Origin of the sequence: Mesorhizobium silamurunense (assembly GCF_014843905.1) — a bacterium.
Taxonomy (GTDB): domain Bacteria; phylum Pseudomonadota; class Alphaproteobacteria; order Rhizobiales; family Rhizobiaceae; genus Mesorhizobium; species Mesorhizobium silamurunense.
Genome location: NZ_LPVS01000044.1, coordinates 25552 through 43963 on the forward strand (window position 1 = coordinate 25552; position 18412 = coordinate 43963).

At 64.6% G+C, this 18412-nt stretch carries 19 protein-coding genes and 1 pseudogene; 16 read left to right on the forward strand and 4 right to left on the reverse strand.

Going from position 1 to position 18412, the window contains the following annotated elements:
- Positions 1-392: 392 nt before the first annotated feature.
- The 5 genes from ku (at position 393) to AU465_RS12555 (ending at position 5395) form a co-directional block, all read left to right on the forward strand.
- Positions 393-1304, forward strand: a complete 912-nt coding sequence (gene ku, locus AU465_RS12535) for a non-homologous end joining protein Ku (protein WP_192247387.1) — start codon at positions 393-395, stop codon at positions 1302-1304.
- Positions 1305-1315: 11 nt separating this feature from the next.
- Entirely contained in the window at positions 1316-2422 is a 1107-nt protein-coding gene (locus AU465_RS12540) for a tetratricopeptide repeat protein (protein ID WP_192247390.1), read from the forward strand.
- Between the two features lie 192 nt (positions 2423-2614).
- Positions 2615-3247 (forward strand): alpha/beta hydrolase family protein, encoded by a 633-nt coding sequence (locus tag AU465_RS12545; protein WP_192247393.1) that lies wholly within the window; start codon positions 2615-2617, stop codon positions 3245-3247.
- A gap of 19 nt (positions 3248-3266) precedes the next feature.
- The gene (locus AU465_RS12550; protein WP_192247396.1) at positions 3267-4043 is read left to right on the forward strand and encodes an exodeoxyribonuclease III; all 777 of its coding nucleotides are present in this window, start codon (positions 3267-3269) and stop codon (positions 4041-4043) included.
- Positions 4044-4204: 161 nt separating this feature from the next.
- A complete protein-coding gene (locus AU465_RS12555; protein WP_192247399.1) occupies positions 4205-5395 on the forward strand; it encodes a hypothetical protein in 1191 nt (396 codons plus the stop codon).
- A gap of 83 nt (positions 5396-5478) precedes the next feature.
- Here the strand turns inward: AU465_RS12555 and AU465_RS12560 are convergent, their stop codons facing one another.
- Together AU465_RS12560 and AU465_RS37800 are read right to left on the reverse strand one after the other, a co-directional pair.
- Positions 5479-5577, reverse strand: a complete 99-nt coding sequence (locus AU465_RS12560; protein ID WP_192247403.1) for a putative RiPP precursor — start codon at positions 5575-5577, stop codon at positions 5479-5481.
- A 31-nt stretch (positions 5578-5608) separates the two neighbouring features.
- The gene (locus tag AU465_RS37800) at positions 5609-5710 is read right to left on the reverse strand and encodes a putative RiPP precursor (RefSeq protein ID WP_376774850.1); all 102 of its coding nucleotides are present in this window, start codon (positions 5708-5710) and stop codon (positions 5609-5611) included.
- Between the two features lie 318 nt (positions 5711-6028).
- Here AU465_RS37800 and AU465_RS12565 point away from each other — a divergent pair, with 318 nt between their 5' ends.
- From AU465_RS12565 to AU465_RS12585, 5 genes and pseudogenes are all read left to right on the forward strand, one after another.
- Positions 6029-7552, forward strand: a complete 1524-nt coding sequence (locus AU465_RS12565) for a WD40 repeat domain-containing protein (RefSeq protein ID WP_192247406.1) — start codon at positions 6029-6031, stop codon at positions 7550-7552.
- A 78-nt stretch (positions 7553-7630) separates the two neighbouring features.
- Positions 7631-7933 (forward strand): hypothetical protein, encoded by a 303-nt coding sequence (locus tag AU465_RS12570; RefSeq protein ID WP_192247409.1) that lies wholly within the window; start codon positions 7631-7633, stop codon positions 7931-7933.
- A 54-nt stretch (positions 7934-7987) separates the two neighbouring features.
- Positions 7988-8071 (forward strand): annotated as a pseudogene (locus tag AU465_RS37805) (hypothetical protein); the annotation flags it as partial.
- A gap of 73 nt (positions 8072-8144) precedes the next feature.
- Entirely contained in the window at positions 8145-9110 is a 966-nt protein-coding gene (locus AU465_RS12580) for an SEL1-like repeat protein (RefSeq protein ID WP_192247412.1), read from the forward strand.
- Between the two features lie 194 nt (positions 9111-9304).
- Positions 9305-11329, forward strand: coding sequence for an amidase (locus AU465_RS12585; protein ID WP_192247415.1), 2025 nt, complete (start codon positions 9305-9307; stop codon positions 11327-11329).
- A 210-nt stretch (positions 11330-11539) separates the two neighbouring features.
- On the opposite strand, the gene AU465_RS12590 is transcribed toward AU465_RS12585, so the two are convergent.
- The gene (locus tag AU465_RS12590; protein ID WP_192247418.1) at positions 11540-12745 is read right to left on the reverse strand and encodes an MFS transporter; all 1206 of its coding nucleotides are present in this window, start codon (positions 12743-12745) and stop codon (positions 11540-11542) included.
- 96 nt (positions 12746-12841) lie between these two features.
- Between AU465_RS12590 and AU465_RS12595 the strand changes: the two genes are divergently transcribed.
- Complete coding sequence (locus tag AU465_RS12595) at positions 12842-13750, forward strand: LysR family transcriptional regulator (RefSeq protein ID WP_192247421.1); 909 nt, start codon at positions 12842-12844, stop codon at positions 13748-13750.
- 191 nt (positions 13751-13941) lie between these two features.
- Here AU465_RS12595 and AU465_RS12600 read toward each other — a convergent pair whose 3' ends face one another.
- Positions 13942-14271 (reverse strand): hypothetical protein, encoded by a 330-nt coding sequence (locus AU465_RS12600; protein ID WP_192247424.1) that lies wholly within the window; start codon positions 14269-14271, stop codon positions 13942-13944.
- Positions 14272-14400: 129 nt separating this feature from the next.
- On the opposite strand from AU465_RS12600, the gene AU465_RS12605 reads away from it, so the two are divergent.
- The 5 genes from AU465_RS12605 (at position 14401) to AU465_RS12625 (ending at position 18375) form a co-directional block, all read left to right on the forward strand.
- Complete coding sequence (locus AU465_RS12605; protein WP_192247427.1) at positions 14401-14952, forward strand: isochorismatase family protein; 552 nt, start codon at positions 14401-14403, stop codon at positions 14950-14952.
- A gap of 79 nt (positions 14953-15031) precedes the next feature.
- Positions 15032-15487 carry a GFA family protein gene (locus AU465_RS12610; protein WP_192247430.1) on the forward strand — a complete coding sequence of 152 codons (456 nt, stop codon included), beginning with the start codon at positions 15032-15034 and terminating at the stop codon, positions 15485-15487.
- Between the two features lie 394 nt (positions 15488-15881).
- Positions 15882-17081: an amidohydrolase family protein gene (locus AU465_RS12615; protein ID WP_192247433.1), complete on the forward strand. Its 1200-nt coding sequence runs from the start codon at positions 15882-15884 to the stop codon at positions 17079-17081.
- Positions 17082-17205: 124 nt separating this feature from the next.
- Positions 17206-17904 (forward strand): outer membrane protein, encoded by a 699-nt coding sequence (locus tag AU465_RS12620; RefSeq protein ID WP_312891246.1) that lies wholly within the window; start codon positions 17206-17208, stop codon positions 17902-17904.
- Between the two features lie 294 nt (positions 17905-18198).
- A complete protein-coding gene (locus tag AU465_RS12625) occupies positions 18199-18375 on the forward strand; it encodes a DUF2934 domain-containing protein (protein WP_192247436.1) in 177 nt (58 codons plus the stop codon).
- Positions 18376-18412 lie beyond the last annotated feature (37 nt).

Genomic DNA, 18412 nt, shown 5'->3' on the forward strand with positions numbered 1-18412 from the left:
AGTGGGGAGAGGTGGCCGCGCAGCGGTCGGAGAAGGGGCAGCGCCGGCGAATGTGATCAAGGCGCCAGAAAGCATTCAGCTTTGCGCCATTCCCCCTCTCCGTCTCGGCTTCGCCGAGCCACCTCTCCCCGCCTTCGCGGGGGCGAGGAAGGGGGCGGCGCCCATCGACGCTTCCTACAATTTGAACTATTCTCCGCGCCAACCCGCCCCCAAAAACACTTCGCTAGGGATTTCGCGGTACCATCAGGGGTCGGTGTAGGATTTCCACGGCGCCAATCGTCCCACGGACGAAAAGCGCTGCAGCGAGCATGATCCCGAAAAGTGGGAACCGGTTTTCGGATAAGATCATGCTCAAGCTAAAATGTCAGTGCATGGCCGCGTAGGAGTTCATCATGGCGCCCAGGGCAAGTTGGAAAGGTTACCTCAAGCTCAGCCTCGTCAGCTGTCCGGTCCGGCTCTATCCGGCCACCAGCGCGAGCGAACGCATCTCGTTCAATCAGCTGCACAAGAAGACCCACAACCGCATCAACATGAAGCCGGTGGATCCCGAGCTCGGCCTTGTCGAGCGCTCGGACCTGGTCAAGGGCTATGAATACGAGGACAAGCAGTACATCATCATCGATGACAGCGATCTCGAGGCGGTCCGGATCGAATCCAACCACACGATGAACATCGAGGCTTTCGTCGATGAGAGCGAGGTCGATGTCATCTATCAGGACTCGCCCTATTATCTCGCTCCCGACGGCGCCATGGCCGAGGAGACCTTCGTGGTGCTGCGCGAGGCGATGCGCAAGTCCGGCAAGCTGGCGATTGCGCGTCTGGTTCTCTCCAGCCGCGAGCGCGTGGTGACGATCGGCGCGCGCGAGAACGGCATGTTCGTCTGCACCTTGAGAAACCCGAACGAAGTGCGCGGCACAGCTGAATATTTCGGCAACATCCCGGCCGGCAAGCCGGACCCGGAAATGCTCGATCTCGCCCAGGCGCTGATCAAGCAGAAGGAAACCCATTTCGATCCGAAGAACTATGAGGATCGCTACGAAGTGGCGCTGATGGCGATGATCCGCGAGAAGCTGAAGGGCCACAAGCCGATCATCGCGGCAGCACCGGAGCGCGGCAACGTCATCAACCTGATGGACGCGCTGAAGGCGAGCCTGTCGCAGTCGGCCAAGCCGCCGGCCAAGTCGAAGAGCAAGGCCGAGGAGGCGCCGGCAAAGCCCGCCAAGAAGGCGGCCGCGGGCGGCGGCGCGCCTGAGAACCCGCTGAGGGCGAACCTGTTGAAGGCCGTCGGCAAGAGCAAGAAGTGACGGGAGGGCCGGTGATCGTTCCCGGCGCCGTCTTCGGCGTCGTCGGCGCGCTGGCCGCCTTTCCGTTGCGCCTCGCCGCGCGCGAGGTCGAGCGCCGCCATGCGGAGCTGAGGCGCGGCGTCACCCGCCGCACCACGCATGTCGTGTTCGGCCGTGTGCTTCTCGCCAAGGTCGCGAAAACCGGCGATGCCGAGATCGAGCGCCGCGCGAGGGGCGAGCGTGCCGCAGGGCGCACGCTGATCAGCGAGAACGGTTTTTTGCGCCTGCTTGGCCTGATGAAAGCGCCCGAGGCGTCATCGCTGGCCAGGCAGTCGCTGATCGACCAATCGCGGCTTGCCGGCGACGATCTCGACATGCTGTCGCTGTTCGACGCTTTCGAGCATGACGGCGAACCTTATTCCTTCCGCGACCTGATCCTGGCCAAGAAATATGCCGGGCTGATCGCCAGCGGCGCCACGTGGGGGGCGATCGTCCGCTCCGTGCATCGCTCCGGCCCGGTCACCTCGCTCACCGCCAAGTCGCTCAATCTCGGCTCCCAGTATGGCCGTCCGGACGCGATCTATCTCGACGATGGGACGAGCGAGCTCGACGGCCAGCTGCTGTTCGACCTCGGGTCATCGGAAGACGACACGCTGGAGGAGCTGTTCGCCGAGGCGGAAGCGGCAGAGGAGGAGGAGCGCCACGACGATGCGGCAGCACTCTACCAGCGTTGCCTCGCGATCGATCCCAAGGACGCCATCGCCGCCTTCAATCGTGCCAACTGCCTGCGCGGCGCCGGCCGCGTCGCCGAAGCCGCGCATGATTATGCACGCGCGATAAAACTCGATCCCGGCTTCGTCGAGGCCTGGTTCAACCTCGCCGGGCTGATGAGCGACGAGGGCAAAGTGGCTTCGGCGCGAAGGCATCTGCACAAGGCGATCGCACTGGACAACGCCTATGCCGACCCGGTGTTCAACCTCGCCCGACTGGAATTCGACGCCGGCAATTTTACCGAAGCCCGCCGGCTGTGGGCGCGCTATCTGGAGCTCGATGCAGAGTCAGAATGGGCAAGGCTGGCGCAGAAGGGCATTCAGTTCGTGGATTTGCACATGGTAGGTGAGCGAGATGTTCGCGCCTGAGCACCCCCCTCTGGCCTGCCGGCCATCTCCCCCGCAAGGGGGGAGATTGCGCGCTCAATCGCTTTCGCCAATCTCGAACGTTGCAAGAATGGGCGGGGCGCCAAAGCTGCCAATCTCCCCCCTTGCGGGGGAGATGCCCGGCAGGGCAGAGGGGGGTGCGAAGGAACTCGGCCTCTCCAGAAAGGTCGCCTCATGACCTACTTCCTCTTCGACGGCCCGGACTCCGCCCCCGTCACCATCCTGCTCGCCCATGGCGCCGGCGCGCCGATGGATTCCGCCTCGATGGCCGCCACGGCCAAGGCCTTCGCGGCCGCCGGCTTCCGCGTCGCCCGCTTCGAGTTCCACTACATGGCGGCGCGCCGCTACGGTCACCGCAAGCCGCCGCCGCGCGCCGAGACGGTGAACCCGGAATACGTCAAGGCGATCGCCGATCTCAGGGCCAAGGGCGTGACCGGAAAGCTCATCATCGGCGGCAAGTCTATGGGCGGGCGCGTCGCTTCGATGGTCGCCGACGATATGTTTGCCAAGGGCGAGATCGCCGGCCTGGTCTGCCTCGGTTACCCTTTCCATCCGCCCGGCAAGCCCGAGCAACTGCGGACGAAGCATCTCGCTGACTTGAAGACGCCGACCCTCATCTTCCAAGGAACGCGCGACGAGTTCGGCACGAAGGAGGAGGTCGCGACCTACGGCCTCTCCGACGCCATCGAGGTGATCTGGCTGGAGGACGGCGACCATGATTTGAAGCCGCGCAAGAAGATCTCGGGTTTCTCGACGGCGGATCACCTGAAAACGGTGGCGGAGACGATTAAGGCACGGATGGCGTGACTGGATCGCGCAGACTTGCATGAAACTCGCCACCTTCAACATAAACAACATCAACAGCCGCCTCGAAAACCTCTTGGCCTGGCTCGCCAAGGCAAAACCAGACGTCGTCTGCCTGCAAGAGCTGAAGTCCCGCGATACGCAGTTTCCGCTGACCAGGTTCGCCAATGCCGGCTATGGCGCGGTGTGGAAGGGCGAGCCGACCTGGAACGGCGTCGCCATCCTTGCCCGTGGCACCGAGCCGGTACTGACGCGCGACGCGCTGCCCGGCGACGAAGCCGACCGCCAGGCGCGCTACATCGAGGCGGCGGTCGACGGCGTCGTCATCGCCTGCCTCTACGCGCCGAACGGCAACCCGAGGCCAGGACCGAAATTCGACTACAAACTCGCCTGGCACGAGCGCTTCGCGGCGTATGCGGGCGAGTTGCTCGACACCGGCCTGCCGGTGGTGCTCGCCGGCGATTACAACATCGTGCCCGAGCCGCGCGACATCTACCAAACCCACTCCTATGACGACAACGCGCTGGTCCAGCCGCAAAGCCGCGCCGCCTTTGCGGCGCTGATCGAGCAGGGCTGGACCGATGCGTTGCGCAAAGTCTTCCCGAAAGAAGAGAGGCTCTACACCTTCTGGGATTACCGCCGGAACCGCTGGCCGCGCGATGCAGGGCTCAGGCTCGACCATATCCTGTTGTCGAAGAAGCTGGCGCGGAAGCTGAAGGGGGCGGGGATCGACCGTGACATACGGGGCCAGGACAACGCCAGCGACCACGCGCCGGTGTGGGTGGAATTGGCGACCTGACCTTCTCCCACGAGGGGAGAAGGTCAGGGGGGCGCTGTCTCTCGCAAGTAGTGGCTGTGCAGTAACGACGTCTCAAGCCAGCTTTTGCGGACGTGGAAGGGGGATCTCAGACTTCATGCTTTTCATCTTGGACATTATTTCTCGCGCATCGCTCCCCCGCCATGGCTGACAACGCCCTCGTCCTCTTCATCTCCGCCCTTGTCCTCGCCGGCGCCGTCGCTCTCATCGCGCTCGCCCTGCGCTGGCGGCGCAAGCGGCGCAAGGCGCGCGGCAGCGCCGATCCGACCCGCGACTATGCGCCCCGCACCGCCTGGGGCCTGACATCCAGCAAGCTCAATTTCTCCTCCTTCGTCTTCATGGATGTCGACGGCGACGGAACCTATGGCCAGGCTGACCGCCCGATGGCCGGCATCGTGGTGCGGCTGTTCAACGAGCACGGCCGCTTCATCGTCGCGGCGCGAAGCAACGCTGCCGGCTTTGCCAATTTCCCGATGTCGTCGACACGGCGCAGCGCCGCGATTCGCTCGCCCGGCACCTATCGCTTTTCGGTCTCGGTGCCGCCGGGCTGGCGTGCCAGCGGCGCCAACGAGAACCAGCTTGTGCGCCTAGTGGACGCGCCCGGCTCGCTTGTGGGCCTGGCCGGCGAGGGCCTGCCAAGGCCCGTCGGCCTCACGCCGGCGCGCATGGTGAGCGGCAGGATGCCGGCCGCGGCCACGGCAACGCTATCCGTGATGGGCAAGGGCCGGCTGCTCGACAGTCGGCCGCTCAGCCCGGGCGAGGCCTTCCGCTTTACTCTCGCGGGCGAAGCGGATGAGATCGTGATTGCCGGCGGCGGGCTCGACCGGCGCCTCGCGTTGTCGGCCTATCCGGCCGAGCTTGGCCTGCTCGCGCCCGGCGCGCTTGAGCCCGATGCGGCGCTCAGCACCATCGGCTTCGACGATGTCACCACCCGCGGCCTGTGCAAGATACCGTCGGGCCATGCCGGGCTCGGCTGGTACAATCTCAACGCCATGTCGCGTGACCACACCAAGAACAGCGAGGGCTATGTCAACGGCAACGTCTCGGGCGCCTACATCGCCTACACCAGCAGCGGCCATCCGGCAGAGTTCAGCCGCGCTGCGCCCTTCGGCTTCCATTCGGTGATGCTGACTGCCGCATGGCTGCGCTCAGAGGGGGAGACCGCGCTGGTCGAAAGCTGGCTGGGGGACGAGTTGGTCGCGCGCGACGACGTCGCGCTGTCGGCGCTGGCGCCGGTTCACCACGCGCCGATGCTGAAGGCGGTGACGCGTGTACGCCTGTCGACGACGCATCACTGGCAGATGGTGCTAGATGATCTGGTGCTGGCGCTCTGAAGAGTGTGCCGAAAATGCGCAGCCTTTCGCCGGCAGGCTGCTCCGTGCGAGTACTGCCGGCAGGTTGCAATCCGACTGTCCGACTACGCTGCCGCGCCGTTGGCGAGTGAAACAACTGCCGCAACGGTCGCCGAAAGCTTGCCTTTGCGGACAAAGGTCGGCTTCTCGTAGGTCTTCTTCATGATAACCCCCTTATCACTGTCTCAAAATCGTTTAAGTCAGCGGCGGCGGCTGTGTGGATGGAGCCACCTGCGCAGTGACTGCCGAAAGCCGGCCCTTTTTCACCAGGGAAGGCCTCTCATAAATCTTCTTCATGCCAAGCTCTCCTAAAAATCCCCGTCGGACGATGTCACAAGGGCCTTTCCTGTCAACCAAGCCGGCTAGCAGTCCCGTCTATTCTTGGGAAAATGTGGCTTTCTGCTCACAGTGTCGGTCGGTCACGGTGCGAGAGAGCCGGGCATGGCGATTTGGTCGGCCGGGCGTGTAAATCCGAGAAGGCATCACTCGATCGAAAAGACATGCTTGGCCAAAGCACATTTATCGTTCCTCGTGTGATGTCTTGCACTTAGCCTCCGCGCCAAGCTCCGCTAAGATGGCTGGTGGCTTCCGCCATTGAAGGCGGCTGGGGGATAGATGAAAGGATCGACCGACAGCCTGCTGGCGCTGGCGATGCTCGTCGTCGGCTTCGCCTGCTTCGCCAAGCTCTGTGTGGCGCTGGGCGGCAAACCCCCGGCCACGACGAGCGCCGAGATCTTCGGCGCTGCGGGCGTGCTTTCGATTCTCGCCGGGTTTTTGTTCCTTGCCGGTCTGCTGCCGGCGGCGGCAAGGCATGATCCTTCGGCGCCTCTCTTTGGCCGCGATGCCGAGATCGTGCCTACCGGGCGTTCTACGCTGCGCCGTATCGTGCTTGCCGTGCCGCTCATTGCGCTGTTCGTCATCGTCGCCGACCAGTTCGGCCCGTGGCGGGAAGCCGTCCGCGAACAGCCGGCGCAGCCGAAGGAAGTCGCCACCGCTCCGGCGCAACCGGCGCCGCCATCGGCCGGGCCCGTGTCTGCTCCCGCGCCAGAGCCGGCCGTGCCCGCGCGGGAATCGGCCGCGAAGCCGTCACCGCCAGCCGAGCTGGCACCAGCGCCCGTCACCCCGGCACAGCCCGTCCAGCAAACCGCGCTGGCGCCGGCCGCGCAGCCTGAAATGGCCACGCCGCCTGAGACGGTGGCGCCGCTCCCGCCGCAGCCCTCGGCGCAGCCGACCGCGCCGGAGGGCCATCGTGACGCTGTAGTCTGGCTGGCGGTGTCGGCAGACGGGCATGAGATCATGAGCGCCAGCACCGACCGCATGATCAAGCTCTGGGACATCGACGGCAAGCGCCTGATCCGCAATCTGGGCGTCCATAAGGACATGGCGCGCACCGCGCTCTTCATGCCGGACGGCAGAACCGCGCTCACCGCCGGCGACGACGGCGAGATCGCGCAGCGCCAGCTGTCCGACGGCGCGGTGCTGCACGTCTTCTCCTCAGGGCAGAACGGCGGCGTCAACAAGCTCGCCGTCAGCCCCGACGGTAAGCGCGCCGTCAGCGGGCACGACACCGGCTCCGTCATCGTCTGGGATCTTGAGAAGGGCACTGTCCTGCACCTGCTGCCCGGCCATGACTGGTCGGTAAGCGCCGTCGCCGTCTCACCCGACGGCACCAAGGCGTTGACCGCCAGCATCGATGGCGAGCTGAAGCTGTGGGACATAGTCGCCGGCAAGCAACTGCGCAGCTGGCTCGGCCACGACCGCGGCGCTTACGGTGCGCTCTTCACGGCCGACGGCCATCATGCGGTGACCGGCAGCGGCGACTACACGATCAAGCTCTGGGACCTGGATAGCTTCAAGGAAGTGCGCCGCTTCGACGGCCATTCCGGTACCGTCTATGCGCTGGCGCTGTCGGCGGACGGCAAACGCCTGGGCTCCGTCTCGCTCGACGGCACCGCCAGGCTATGGAACATGGACACCGGCGCCGAGATCGCCGAGTTCGACCCCGGCACCGGCCCGATATACGCGGTCGCCTTCGCCGCCGACGGCACGCTGCTGACCGGCGGCATCGACCGCACCATCCGCGACTGGCCGGCAGCAGGCGGGGATGGCACGGTGCTGTTCGCTGGGGCGCCGGAGTAGCTTTTTATTACAGCGTATATTTCAGAACGGCCCAGATTGCGCTATCAACTACTGTTGATTGCAAATGGGCGGGTGATCTTGAGCAATTTCGAATGGCCACCTGGGTCGCAGACGAAAGTCTATAGCCCGCGTTTGCCGCGTCCCGGGCCATTGCTGTGCCTCGCCTTGGTAGTCCTGGCCGTCTATGTCCTGTTCGGGCCGGTCAAAAACTACTATGTGCAGTGGTCTGCCATAAGAAAGATGCAGGCCGCCTTCCTGGCCAAAGACTATGGTGAAGAGTTTCGACAGCTTTCGCTGCTTGCTAACATGGGCAACGTGGATTCGCAGGGCTATCTAGGCGCTATGTACTGGCGCGGCGAAGGAACCGCGCAAAACGACTAGCAGGCGGTCTATTGGTGGCGCAAGTCCGCTGACGGAGGAAATGCGGAGGCTCAGGCCGCGCTTGGTCAGGCTTATTCTCTGGGGCGCGGTGTCGCGAAGGACGATCAGCTTGCCGCCAGTTTGGCGAAAAAAGCGGCCGACAAGGGCAATGCTAATGGCGAATACCAGCTCGGCGCTCTGTACTTTCGGGGCCAGGGGCTGACCAAAAGCGATGAGCAGGTGGCGCAAGGCGGTCGATGCGGGGAGCGTCGAGGCCGCTTACAGTCTCGGTCAGGTTTACTTCGACGGCCAGGGCGTCAAAAAAGACGACAAAATGGGAGCGATGTGGACCCGCCGGGCGGCCGACAAGGGGCATCCAGAAGCCGCCTATGTCCTCAGCAAGGCTTACAAGTTCGGTCTAGGAGTCGGCAAAGACAGCCAGCTCGCAGCCATATGGGCGCGCAAGGCTGCGGATCAGGGGAACGCGAATGGCCAATACATGCTCGGCGTTCTCTACCATGAAGGTGAAGGGCTGGCGCAGGACGAGAGGCTGGCATTTCAATGGTGGATGAAGGCCGCGATCAGCGGCGTTCCCCAGGCGCAGTATAGCGTTGGAAGCGCTTATACGCTCGGAAAGGGCGTGGGCAAGGACGACGCTCAAGCTGCAGCGTGGTATCGCAAAGCGGCCGAGCAAGGCGACGTTCAGGCGCAGTCGGCGCTGGCAGCCGCTTATTCAACGGGCAGAGGTGTTGCCAAGAGTGACGCGGACGCGGCGTCTTGGTGGTTGAAAGCAGCCAACCAGGGCGACGCCAGCGCGCAGTCGAATCTTGGAGTCGCCTATTCAAAAGGCATTGGCCTGGTCCAAAGCGATGCGAATGCGATGCTTTGGTGGCTGAAGGCGGCCAAGCAGGGGCATGTTTCAGGTCAGTTGGGGGTTGGATACGCCTACGCCAATGCCAAGGGCGTAGCCAGGGACCTCAAAGCAGCCGAGTTCTGGTGGCTGGAGGCGGCAAAGGCCGACAATGTCGATGCTGAGTTCGGTCTTGGGACGCTCTACTATTTTGGGATTGACGGCAAGCCAAACTACCGCGAAGCGGCCAAGTGGTTCCTCAAGGCAGCGGAGCACGGCAACGCCCAGGCCAAGACCTATATCGAGCTTATGAAGCAGAACGGCCAGTTCGACAGCAAGACGTTGTGATCGCGTGCAAAGCTGCGAGCATCGCGAACATTAACAAGCGCTGGCGCGGTCTAAGCCGTCGGCAGGACAGCATCTCCCTCTGCCGGTCCATCCTCCACCGCAGGCGAAACCCATCGCGACATCTAATCTCCCCCTTGCGGTATAGACATCCGGCAGGGCAAGAGGTGACGGAAACGCCAACCTAACAGCCAATCATGTCCACACTCCACCTCGTCGAAGCCTCGATCGCCGACCTGCGCCGTGCGTTAGAAGCGGGCACCGTCACCAGCGTCGAATTGGTTGGCGCATATCTGCGGCGCATTGCCCATTACGACCGCCACGCCATCGCGCTCAACGCCGTGCCGATCCTCAATCCAAAGATGTTCGAAGAGGCGGAAGCTTCCGACCGGCGGCGCCGAGAGGGCAAAACTCTCGGGCCGCTCGACGGTATCCCTTACACCGCCAAGGACAGCTACAAGGCGAAGGGCCTAACGGTCGCCGCCGGCTCGCCGGCCTTCGAGTATCTGGTCGCCACCGAGGACGCATTCACCATCGCCCGGCTGCGCGCGGCGGGCGCGGTGCTGATCGGGCTCACCAACATGCCGCCGATGGCCAATGGCGGCATGCAGCGCGGCGTCTATGGCCGCGCCGAAAGCCCGTACAATGCCGACTGGCTGACCGCCGCTTTCGCCTCAGGTTCGTCCAATGGCTCGGGCACGGCGACGGCCGCGAGCTTCGCCGCCTTCGGGCTGGGCGAGGAAACCTGGTCGTCCGGCCGCGCGCCGGCCTCCAACAACGCGCTTGTCGCCTACACGCCCTCGCGTGGCGTGATCTCGGCGCGCGGCAACTGGCCGCTGGTGCCGACGATGGATGTGGTGGTGCCGCATACGCGCACTGTTCCCGACATGCTGGAACTGCTCGACGTGATCGTCGCCGACGATGCCGAAGCGAGGGGCGATTTCTGGCGCGTGCAGCCCTGGGTGCCGATCCCGCAAGCCTCGACGCTGAGGCCGGCAAGCTATGCCGGGCTGGCGTTGCAAGGCGCGCTCAAGGGCAAGCGGCTCGGCGTGCCGAAAATGTATATCGGCAAGGACGCCGGCGCCGAGCGGCCGATCGAGACCCGCGCTTCGGTGCTGGAGCTCTGGCGGCAGGCCGCGCGTGACCTGGAAGCGCTCGGCGCCGAGGTGGTCGAGGTCGATTTCCCCGTCGTCTCCAATTACGAGCGCGACCGGCCGGGCGCACGCTCCATGGTCGATCGCGGCCTGGTGCCAAAGGAGTTTGCCGCCCGCGAGATCTGGGATCTCTCGATCTGGTCGTGGGACGATTTCCTGCGCGCCAATGCCGATCCGGCCATCCCCGATCTCGCATCTGTCGATGGCCCGAAGATCTTTCCGCAGCCGCCGGGCGCGCTGCCCGACCGCTACGGCGACGACGGTTTTGACCTTGCCGAATATGTCGAGCGGGCGAAGCAAGGCGTGGCGCCGCTGCAAGAAATTCCCACCATGGAGGAAGGGCTGAAGGGTCTGGAGGCAACGCGCCGCGTCGATTTCGAGGAGTGGCTGCAGGCGAACAGGCTCGATGCCGTGGTGCTGCCCGCCGCCGCCGATGTCGGCCCGGCCGATGCCGACGTCAACGAGGCCTCCGCCGAGCTCGCCTGGCGCAACGGCACCTGGGTCGCCAACGGCAATCTCGTCTGGCGCCATCTCGGCATCCCGACGGTGACGGTGCCGATGGGCACCATGCCCGATATCGGCATGCCGGTGGGCCTGACCTTCGCGGGCAAGGCCTATGACGACACGGCGCTGCTGCGCTTCGCCGGCGACTACGAGCGCGCCACCCAGCGCCGCACCGTCCCGCCGCGCACGCCGGCGCTGGCGGATGATGTGTTCGCAGAGAGCAGGGGCGCTGGAGGTCGCGCCGGCGATGAGTCGCTCACGCTTTCGCTGGTTGCCGAAACGGTTCGCGCTGGCGACACCGACGAGATCGCGATCGCGCTGGAGATCGATGCTGCCGGCACGGGACCGGATGCAGCCACCGTCAAGGTCCACGTAAACGGTGAGCCGGTCCTCATGCAGGCGGATGGCAGCCGCTACACCGGTCGGGTCGTGTTGCCGGCCTCGACACATCAGGGCTTCCACAGCGTCTGGCGCGGCTCCTATGGCTCGATCGTCACGGCGATCGTGCGGTTGCCGGATGGATGCGTAGCGGGGGCTTATGTGGTGACAGGCGGGATTGGCTGAGGCGCCGAAACTGCTGATCTCCCCCTTGTCGGGGAGATGGCCGGCAGGCCAGAGGGGGGCGCTGTCCCGCCGGCGTCTCAGTTAACTTGGCAACCAGTAGTGACGTGTCTCGCAAGAGACAAATGCGCGAAGTAGCGTTCCTTCGCGCCCCCCTCTGCCCTGCGGGGCATCTCCCCGACAAGGGGGAGATCAGCAGTTCAGGCGCCGCTGCTACTCCACCCAATCCACCACCAGCGCGACCACCCCAAACGCCGCCCCCGCCGCGCACACGGCATTCCATCCGCCCCACGCCCAGCTAATCCCCGCCAGCAGCGACCCAACCGCGCCGCCGAGGAAGAATATCCCGACGAAGAGCCCATTGAGCCTCCCGCGCGCCTTCGGCTGCAGCAGGTTGACGGCGCGGCGGCCGAGCGTCTGGTCGCCGGTGACGCCGATGTCGAGCAGCACGGCGCTGGCGCCCATCAGCGCGAGCGGCAGCCATGCGCCGCCGGCTTCGATCGCGCCCGCCCAGGCGGCGAGGCTGAGCGCCGCGATCACACCGAGATGGCAGGCGATCGTCGCCGGGCGGGTAAGGCTGCGGTCGCCGGCGCGGCCGAAGAGCGGCGTCACCGCGGCGCCGCCGGCACCGGCCAGCGCGAACAGCGCGATACCGCGCTGGCCAAGCTCGAAGGGTGGAGCGGCGAGCCGGAGCGCCACCGCCGTCCAGAACACGCTGAAGGCTGCCATCACCAGGCTGGCGGTGAGGGCGCGGCGGCGCAGCACCGGCTCCTGGCGTAAAAGCTCCAGCAGCGAGGCGATCAGCGCCGCGTAGCTCGACTGCGCCGGCGGTCGCCGCCTGGGCAAGGCGAGGCCGAGCAGGATGGCGAGCAATGCGAGTGCCGCGGCGCTGATGCCGTAGAAGGCGCGCCAGCCGAACGCGTCGGCGACCAGGCTTGCCAGCGGGCGCGAGAGTAGGATGCCGATCATCAGCCCGCTCATCACGTCGCCGATGACGCGCCCGTCCTGGCCGGGCGGCGCCATCGAGGCCGCGACCGGCACCAGCACCTGGATGCAGGAGCAGGCGGCACCGAGAACGAACAGCACGGCGAGCAGCGAGCCTGCCGAAGGTGCGAATGCAGCGACGGCGGCCGCTAGCGCCCCCGCGCCTAGCATGCGCAGCACCAGCACCCGGTTCTCGACGAGGTCCGACAGCGGCACCAGGAAGAACAGCCCGGCGGCATAGCCGAGCAAAGTCGTCATCGAGACGAGCCCGCTTGCCGAGGTCGCGGCGCCCAGCGAATGACTTATCAGCCCGACCAGCGTTTGCGGCGCGAAGAGGTTGGTGGCGATGATGCCGGTCGAGGCGGCAAACAGCAGCGTCTGGGATCTGGTGATGGTTTCGGCTGGTCGATCGGCCAGTTGTGCATTGCCGTGCATGATTTCCTCGTTGTCGGCATATCCGGCGAGGACTTTATTGCGAACGAGCATAATGCTACAATTGAATTGACATGATAATGATTATGCGAGGTACGCATGAACATTCACGACCTCGAAGCCTTTGTCGCCGTCGTCGAAACCGGCTCCATCGTCGGCGCTTCGGCGAGGCTCAACCTTACCCAGCCAGGTGTCACGCGCCGCATCCAGAACCTCGAGGAGCGGCTGGCGACGCCCTTGCTCGACCGCCAGTCGAAGCCGCTGAAGCCGACCGCCTCGGGCCGCGAGGCCTATGAGCATGGCCGCCGCGTGCTGCGCTCGCTGGAGGATCTGAAGGCCGGCGTATCGCCGGCGGGCGAGGTGAGGGGCGAATTCCGCCTCGGCATCATGCCCTACCTCTCGACCAGCGCGCTCTCCGAGCCGCTGGACAGCTTGCGCGCAGCCTTCCCGCAACTGACGCTGAAGATCACCTCCAGCCTGTCGCCGCGCCTGGTTGAGCAGGTGCTGCACAGCGAGATCGACGCGGTCGCGGTCTGCCTCGCCGAGGGCGTCGCGCCGCCACCCGAATTGGTCAGCGACGATCTCGGTGTGCAGGAGGTTTTGCTGGTGGCCTCGCCCAGCCTCGGCGTGCCGAAGCCGGTCGAGCTCGACGGGCTGTCGCGTTACCCCTGGGTGCTGAACGAAACCGGCTGCGGTTTCCGCGCCTTCATCCGCCACCGCTTCGAGGTGGCGCGGCTGCCCTTCCATGTCGGCGTCGAGGCGCAGGGTGCGGATCTGCGCATGTCGCTGGTGGCGCGCGGCCACGGCATCGGCGTCGTCACGCCCGGCGCGCTGTCGGGCAGCCCCTGGCGCGACGCGGTCGAGGTGGTCGACTGCCCCGGCTTCAAGCCGCAGGTGCGCTGCTGGCTGCTCCACCGCCCGCCGGCCGGCAGGCTGGCGCGGCCGATCGCGGCCTTCCGAGACGCACTGGCCGAGGCGCTGAAAGGCCCGATGCCCCTGATGTCGTGAGGCGGCGCTATCTCCCCGGGGGAGAAAGCGATTTCAACACTTTAGCGAAGCTAAGTGTTAGAAATCGCAAGAGAGGGTGCGCAGCGCCGACCTTCCCTTTGCTCAACTCAGGAGAGGGCAGGGAGGCGAGCCATGAATCCCAAAACTGCCGCTGCATTTTGACGAATACGGGCACCACGTCATAACCTTCGTCAAAATATGTTGACTAATTCGCTCTCCTTGGGACGCTCTCCCGCTTTCACCTTGCAGACCACCAATCCACGACTCATGTCTGTCACGGTGCCTTCAGGGAAAACATTGCAACTCGCGCCGTAACAAAAGGGCAGAATTCCTTCCACTTCGAGCTGCTTGCGGATTTGGCACAGGGCTTCGAAATAGTCGTCTTCTTCCGCCTCGATGACCTTGTTCCGATAACTGCAGGTGAGTCTGCACCTGGTTCCCACGTCATGCAGCATGAACACCGCTTGCTCCTTACCCCCGGTGCCTCCTCCGATCAGGAATACGGTGTATTGTTCATTCATTGTCATCCCCCAGGCCCTCGACCATCGTGGTTGTGACGTTTTACAAGTTCAGCTGGGGATTGTCAGTCCTGACTCAAGGCCGGCTCGTCACAGCCTTGACCCATCCCCCACCCACGCTATCTTCGCGCCATGCCAGACACCGCACCCTCTGCCGCCGCTCCGCTCATCGTCATCGACCTGCAGACCGGCATGTTCGACGGCCGTTTCGATCCGCCGATCCATGATGCCGATGCAATCGCCGTGCGCGCCCGCGCGCTGATCGACTGGGCGCGGAAATCCGGCCGCAAGGTGGCCTTCATCCGTCATGACGGGCCGGCGGGCGATCCGCTGGCGCCGGGCGCGTCCGGCTGGCCGGTGTGGCCGCTGCTCGGCCAGGCCGCAGACGAGCCGACCTTCGGCAAGACGGTCGGCAATGCGTTCTCCAACGCGGCCCTTGCCGAATGGGTGGCGGGGCAGGGCGCGGAGGACGTCGTGCTCATCGGCGCTCAGACGGATTTCTGCGTTGCCGCCACGGTGAAAGGCGCCTTTGCCGAAGGGCTTGGCGTCACCGTGGTTTCGGACGCCCATTCGACGCTGGATTCCCAGGAGGAGAAGGCGTCCGACATCATCGAGCGGCACAACCAGGCCTTTGCGGAGCAGGGCGCGCGGATGACGACGACGGCGGCGCTGGTTGGGGCCTGAGGGCTGAAAGGCCGCGATCCTTCGCGCCGGCATTCGCAGTTCGTGAAACGAACTTATCATCCCGCAAAGGAGACCCGTCTTGCCCAATCTTTCCCTGCCTGCCGAAGGAGGCTGCCGCTGCGGCCGCGTGCGCCTGAGGATCTCGGCAAAGCCTTTGCTCACCATGGCCTGCCACTGCACCGGCTGCCAACGGATGTCGTCCAGCGCCTATTCGTTGAGCGCCGCCATTCCCGCGGACGGCTTCGAGATCACCAAGGGCGAGCCGGTGATCGGCGGCCTGCACGGCGCCTCGAAACACTATTTCTGCGGCTACTGCATGACCTGGATGTTCACCCGGCCGGAAGGGCTTGACTGGTTCGTCAATTTGCGCCCGACCATGCTGGATGACCCCGCCTGGTTCACGCCCTTCGTCGAGACCTGGACCAGCGAGAAATTGCCCTGGGCGACCACGCCCGCCGCGCACAGCTATGCGGCCCTGCCGGCCTTCGAGGAATATGACGGGCTGGTCGCGGAATACGCCAGGTCCCAAGCCTGACACGCCAAGACAACCTGATCGGCCCAAACAAAACGGCGACCCGGGTCAGATCGCCGTTAAGTTCATGGTCGACGCGGCCGTTGGGGGCGACATTGTTGGGGATGTGCTTGGGCGTCCGCGTCGACCACGGCGGCCTCGTACCGCAGAATGCACTATCGCATATTTTTGGCGCGCGGAAACTTCCGCGATAGCGGAATAGGCAGGGGGCAAGGACTTCCCCACCGCCGCGTGAGATCATGGTTAACGGCGGCAGTTGCGAAGGTGACCAAGCGCGCAAATCTCCCCCTTGCGGGAAAGATCGGCGGCTTCGGCGAAAGACTTTCTATTTTCCGTCGCATTGACCTCGGCCTCCCGAACGGCAACGAATAACGCTCTCACTTCCAATGGATGCATCTTGCACCAGCCCCATTTCCTCAACGCAAAACTCACCGACGGCTCGCTGGCCGACCTGACCGTCTCCGACGGCCGCTTCAGCGCCATTACCCCTGCGGCCAACAATTCTGACAGCCCGCCGACCGGCGCCATCGACCTCGCCGGCCAACTGGTGCTGCCGGCCTTCGTCGAGGGCCACATCCATCTCGACACCTCCTTCTATGGCGATGCCTGGCGCCCGCATATGCCTTGCACCAACGGCTTCGACGTGCGCGAGCGGGTCGCCTTCCAGATGCAAAACCTTGAGCAGGCCGCGCCGATGGAAGAGCGCGCGAAAAACCAGCTCGAGCTTTGCGTTGGCAATGGCAGTCTGGCTATGCGCAGCCATGTCATGGTCGACGCCGCGGTCGGGCTGAAGCATGTCGAGACGATCCTTGCCGTGCGCGAAAAATACCGCGAGGCGATCGACATCCAGCTCGTCGCCTTCCCGCAGAGCGGCATTCTGTCCTCACCCGGCACGGCGGAGCTCCTGGACGAGGCTTTAAAACTCGGCTGCGGCCTGATCGGCGGGCTCGACCCGGCGAGCTTCGACCGCGACGTGAAGGGCCATCTCGACGTCGTCTTCGGCCTCGCCGAAAAGCGCGGCGTCGGCGTCGACATCCATCTGCATGACGGCGGCATGCTCGGCCTGTTCGAGATCGAGGAGATCGCCGCGCGGACCGCGGCGCTGGGCATGCAAGGAAAAGTCGCCATCAGCCACGCCTATGCGCTGGGCCATATTTCCGCCGACGCATTGGCCAGGGCCGGCGAGATGCTGGCCGCCTCCGGCGTTGCCGTCATGACCAACGCGCCGGGCAACGATCCCTTCCCGCCGGTGGCGGCATTGCGCAAGGCGGGCGTCACCGTCTTCGGCGGCTCCGACAACATCCGCGATTCCTGGTGGCCGTATGGCGATGGCGACATGTTGAACCGCGCCAACATAATCGGCTACCGCTCCGGCTTCTACGAGGACTGGGAACTGGAAGCGGCCTATGACGTAGTGAGCCGCGCCGGCGCGAAGGCGCTGGGCCTGGAGGGCTACGGCATCGCCGTCGGCGCCAAGGCCGATTTCGTCGCATTGAAGGCCGAGCACGCTCCGGAAGCGGTGGTGGCAGTGCCTAAGCAGCGCGCCGTGTATCGCCGAGGCAGGCTGGTCGGGAGGGACGGCAGGATGGCGGGCTGACGCCATCGCCACAGACATCGGGTTTTCGTGCAACAGCAAGTGCTTATTTGTTGCTTTGCTGCAACTGAACTCGCTCAAAAAGGTCTCGCGTTGAGGCTTTTGGTTATGCCGCGAAGTCCGCGTTGTGGTATTGATTTTGCATCGATCTATGCGGGGATCTTCCATGAAGCTGGCATTACTTTGTTCCGTTGCATTTCTCGCGGCATCCTCTCCGGTTCTGGCTGCGGATATCGTCCAGCCCATTGCGGCCATGCCTTTTTCGTGGACCGGCTTCTACATCGGCGGCCAGGCAGGCGGCGGATGGAACAATAGCCGCTGGTCGGGCGACTTCGTTCCCTTTAACACCAACGGCTCCGGCGGTATTTTCGGCGGACAGATCGGCTACAACTACCAGATCGACCAGTATGTCATCGGCATTGAAGGCGACCTTGCGGGCTCGACCGTAAAGGGCGACAACCAATGTTCGACCACCCCTGGTACGACTTGCGAGACCAAGCAGGACTATCTGGCGTCGGTGCGCGGACGTCTCGGATACGCGTTCGACCGCTTCCTGATCTATGGTGACGCCGGCGTCGCATTCACCAAGTATAAGATCGCCGAGGTCGACCTTTTTCCTCAGTCGTTTGGTGGTGGCTCACGCGTCGGCTGGACTGCTGGTCTCGGCGCCGAATACGCTTTCACCGACCATTGGACCGCCGGCGTCGAATGGAATTACTACGACTTCGGCACCAAAGCCGGTGAAAGCGACCAGCTGCCGGGCTTCTTCGTCGACAACCGAAACACGGAAAACGTCGTCGTCGGCAAGATCAACTACAAGTTCTGAGGGTGACCACAGGCAAGTCGTGACAGGCGGGCGACCGCGACGCGAGTTCTGCTGGTTTGTCTGACAGGCCCAGCCTGCGCGCCGCAACTGGGCTAGCCAGGGGGCCAAATCATGAAGAAAGAATATTTGAAACCGCACATGATCTATCGAGCCGGCACGCGATTGCCAAGGATGGCGCAATGATCGGGTGAGGGCCGGGCGGCGCCGAGAAAATTGGCTGCCGCCAGGCCTTCGCATGGATCGTTTCGCTGGCGCCGACGTTCCTTCCGATGAAACAGAGATCGGGAGGAATCCATGGCTGACCAGAGCAGGGAAGACCGCATCCGACAGCGAGCCTATGAGCTTTGGGAAAAGGAAGGAAAGCCCGAGGGCGCCGACTTGCGCTTTTGGGAACAGGCGATGGGCGAGATCGACGAAGAAGATCAAAGGCAGGATAGGTCGGGCAAACGCGCCGGCCAGGGCGGCGCATAGAGCAATTCCAGGAAAAGTGCGTAGCGGTTTTCCGTTC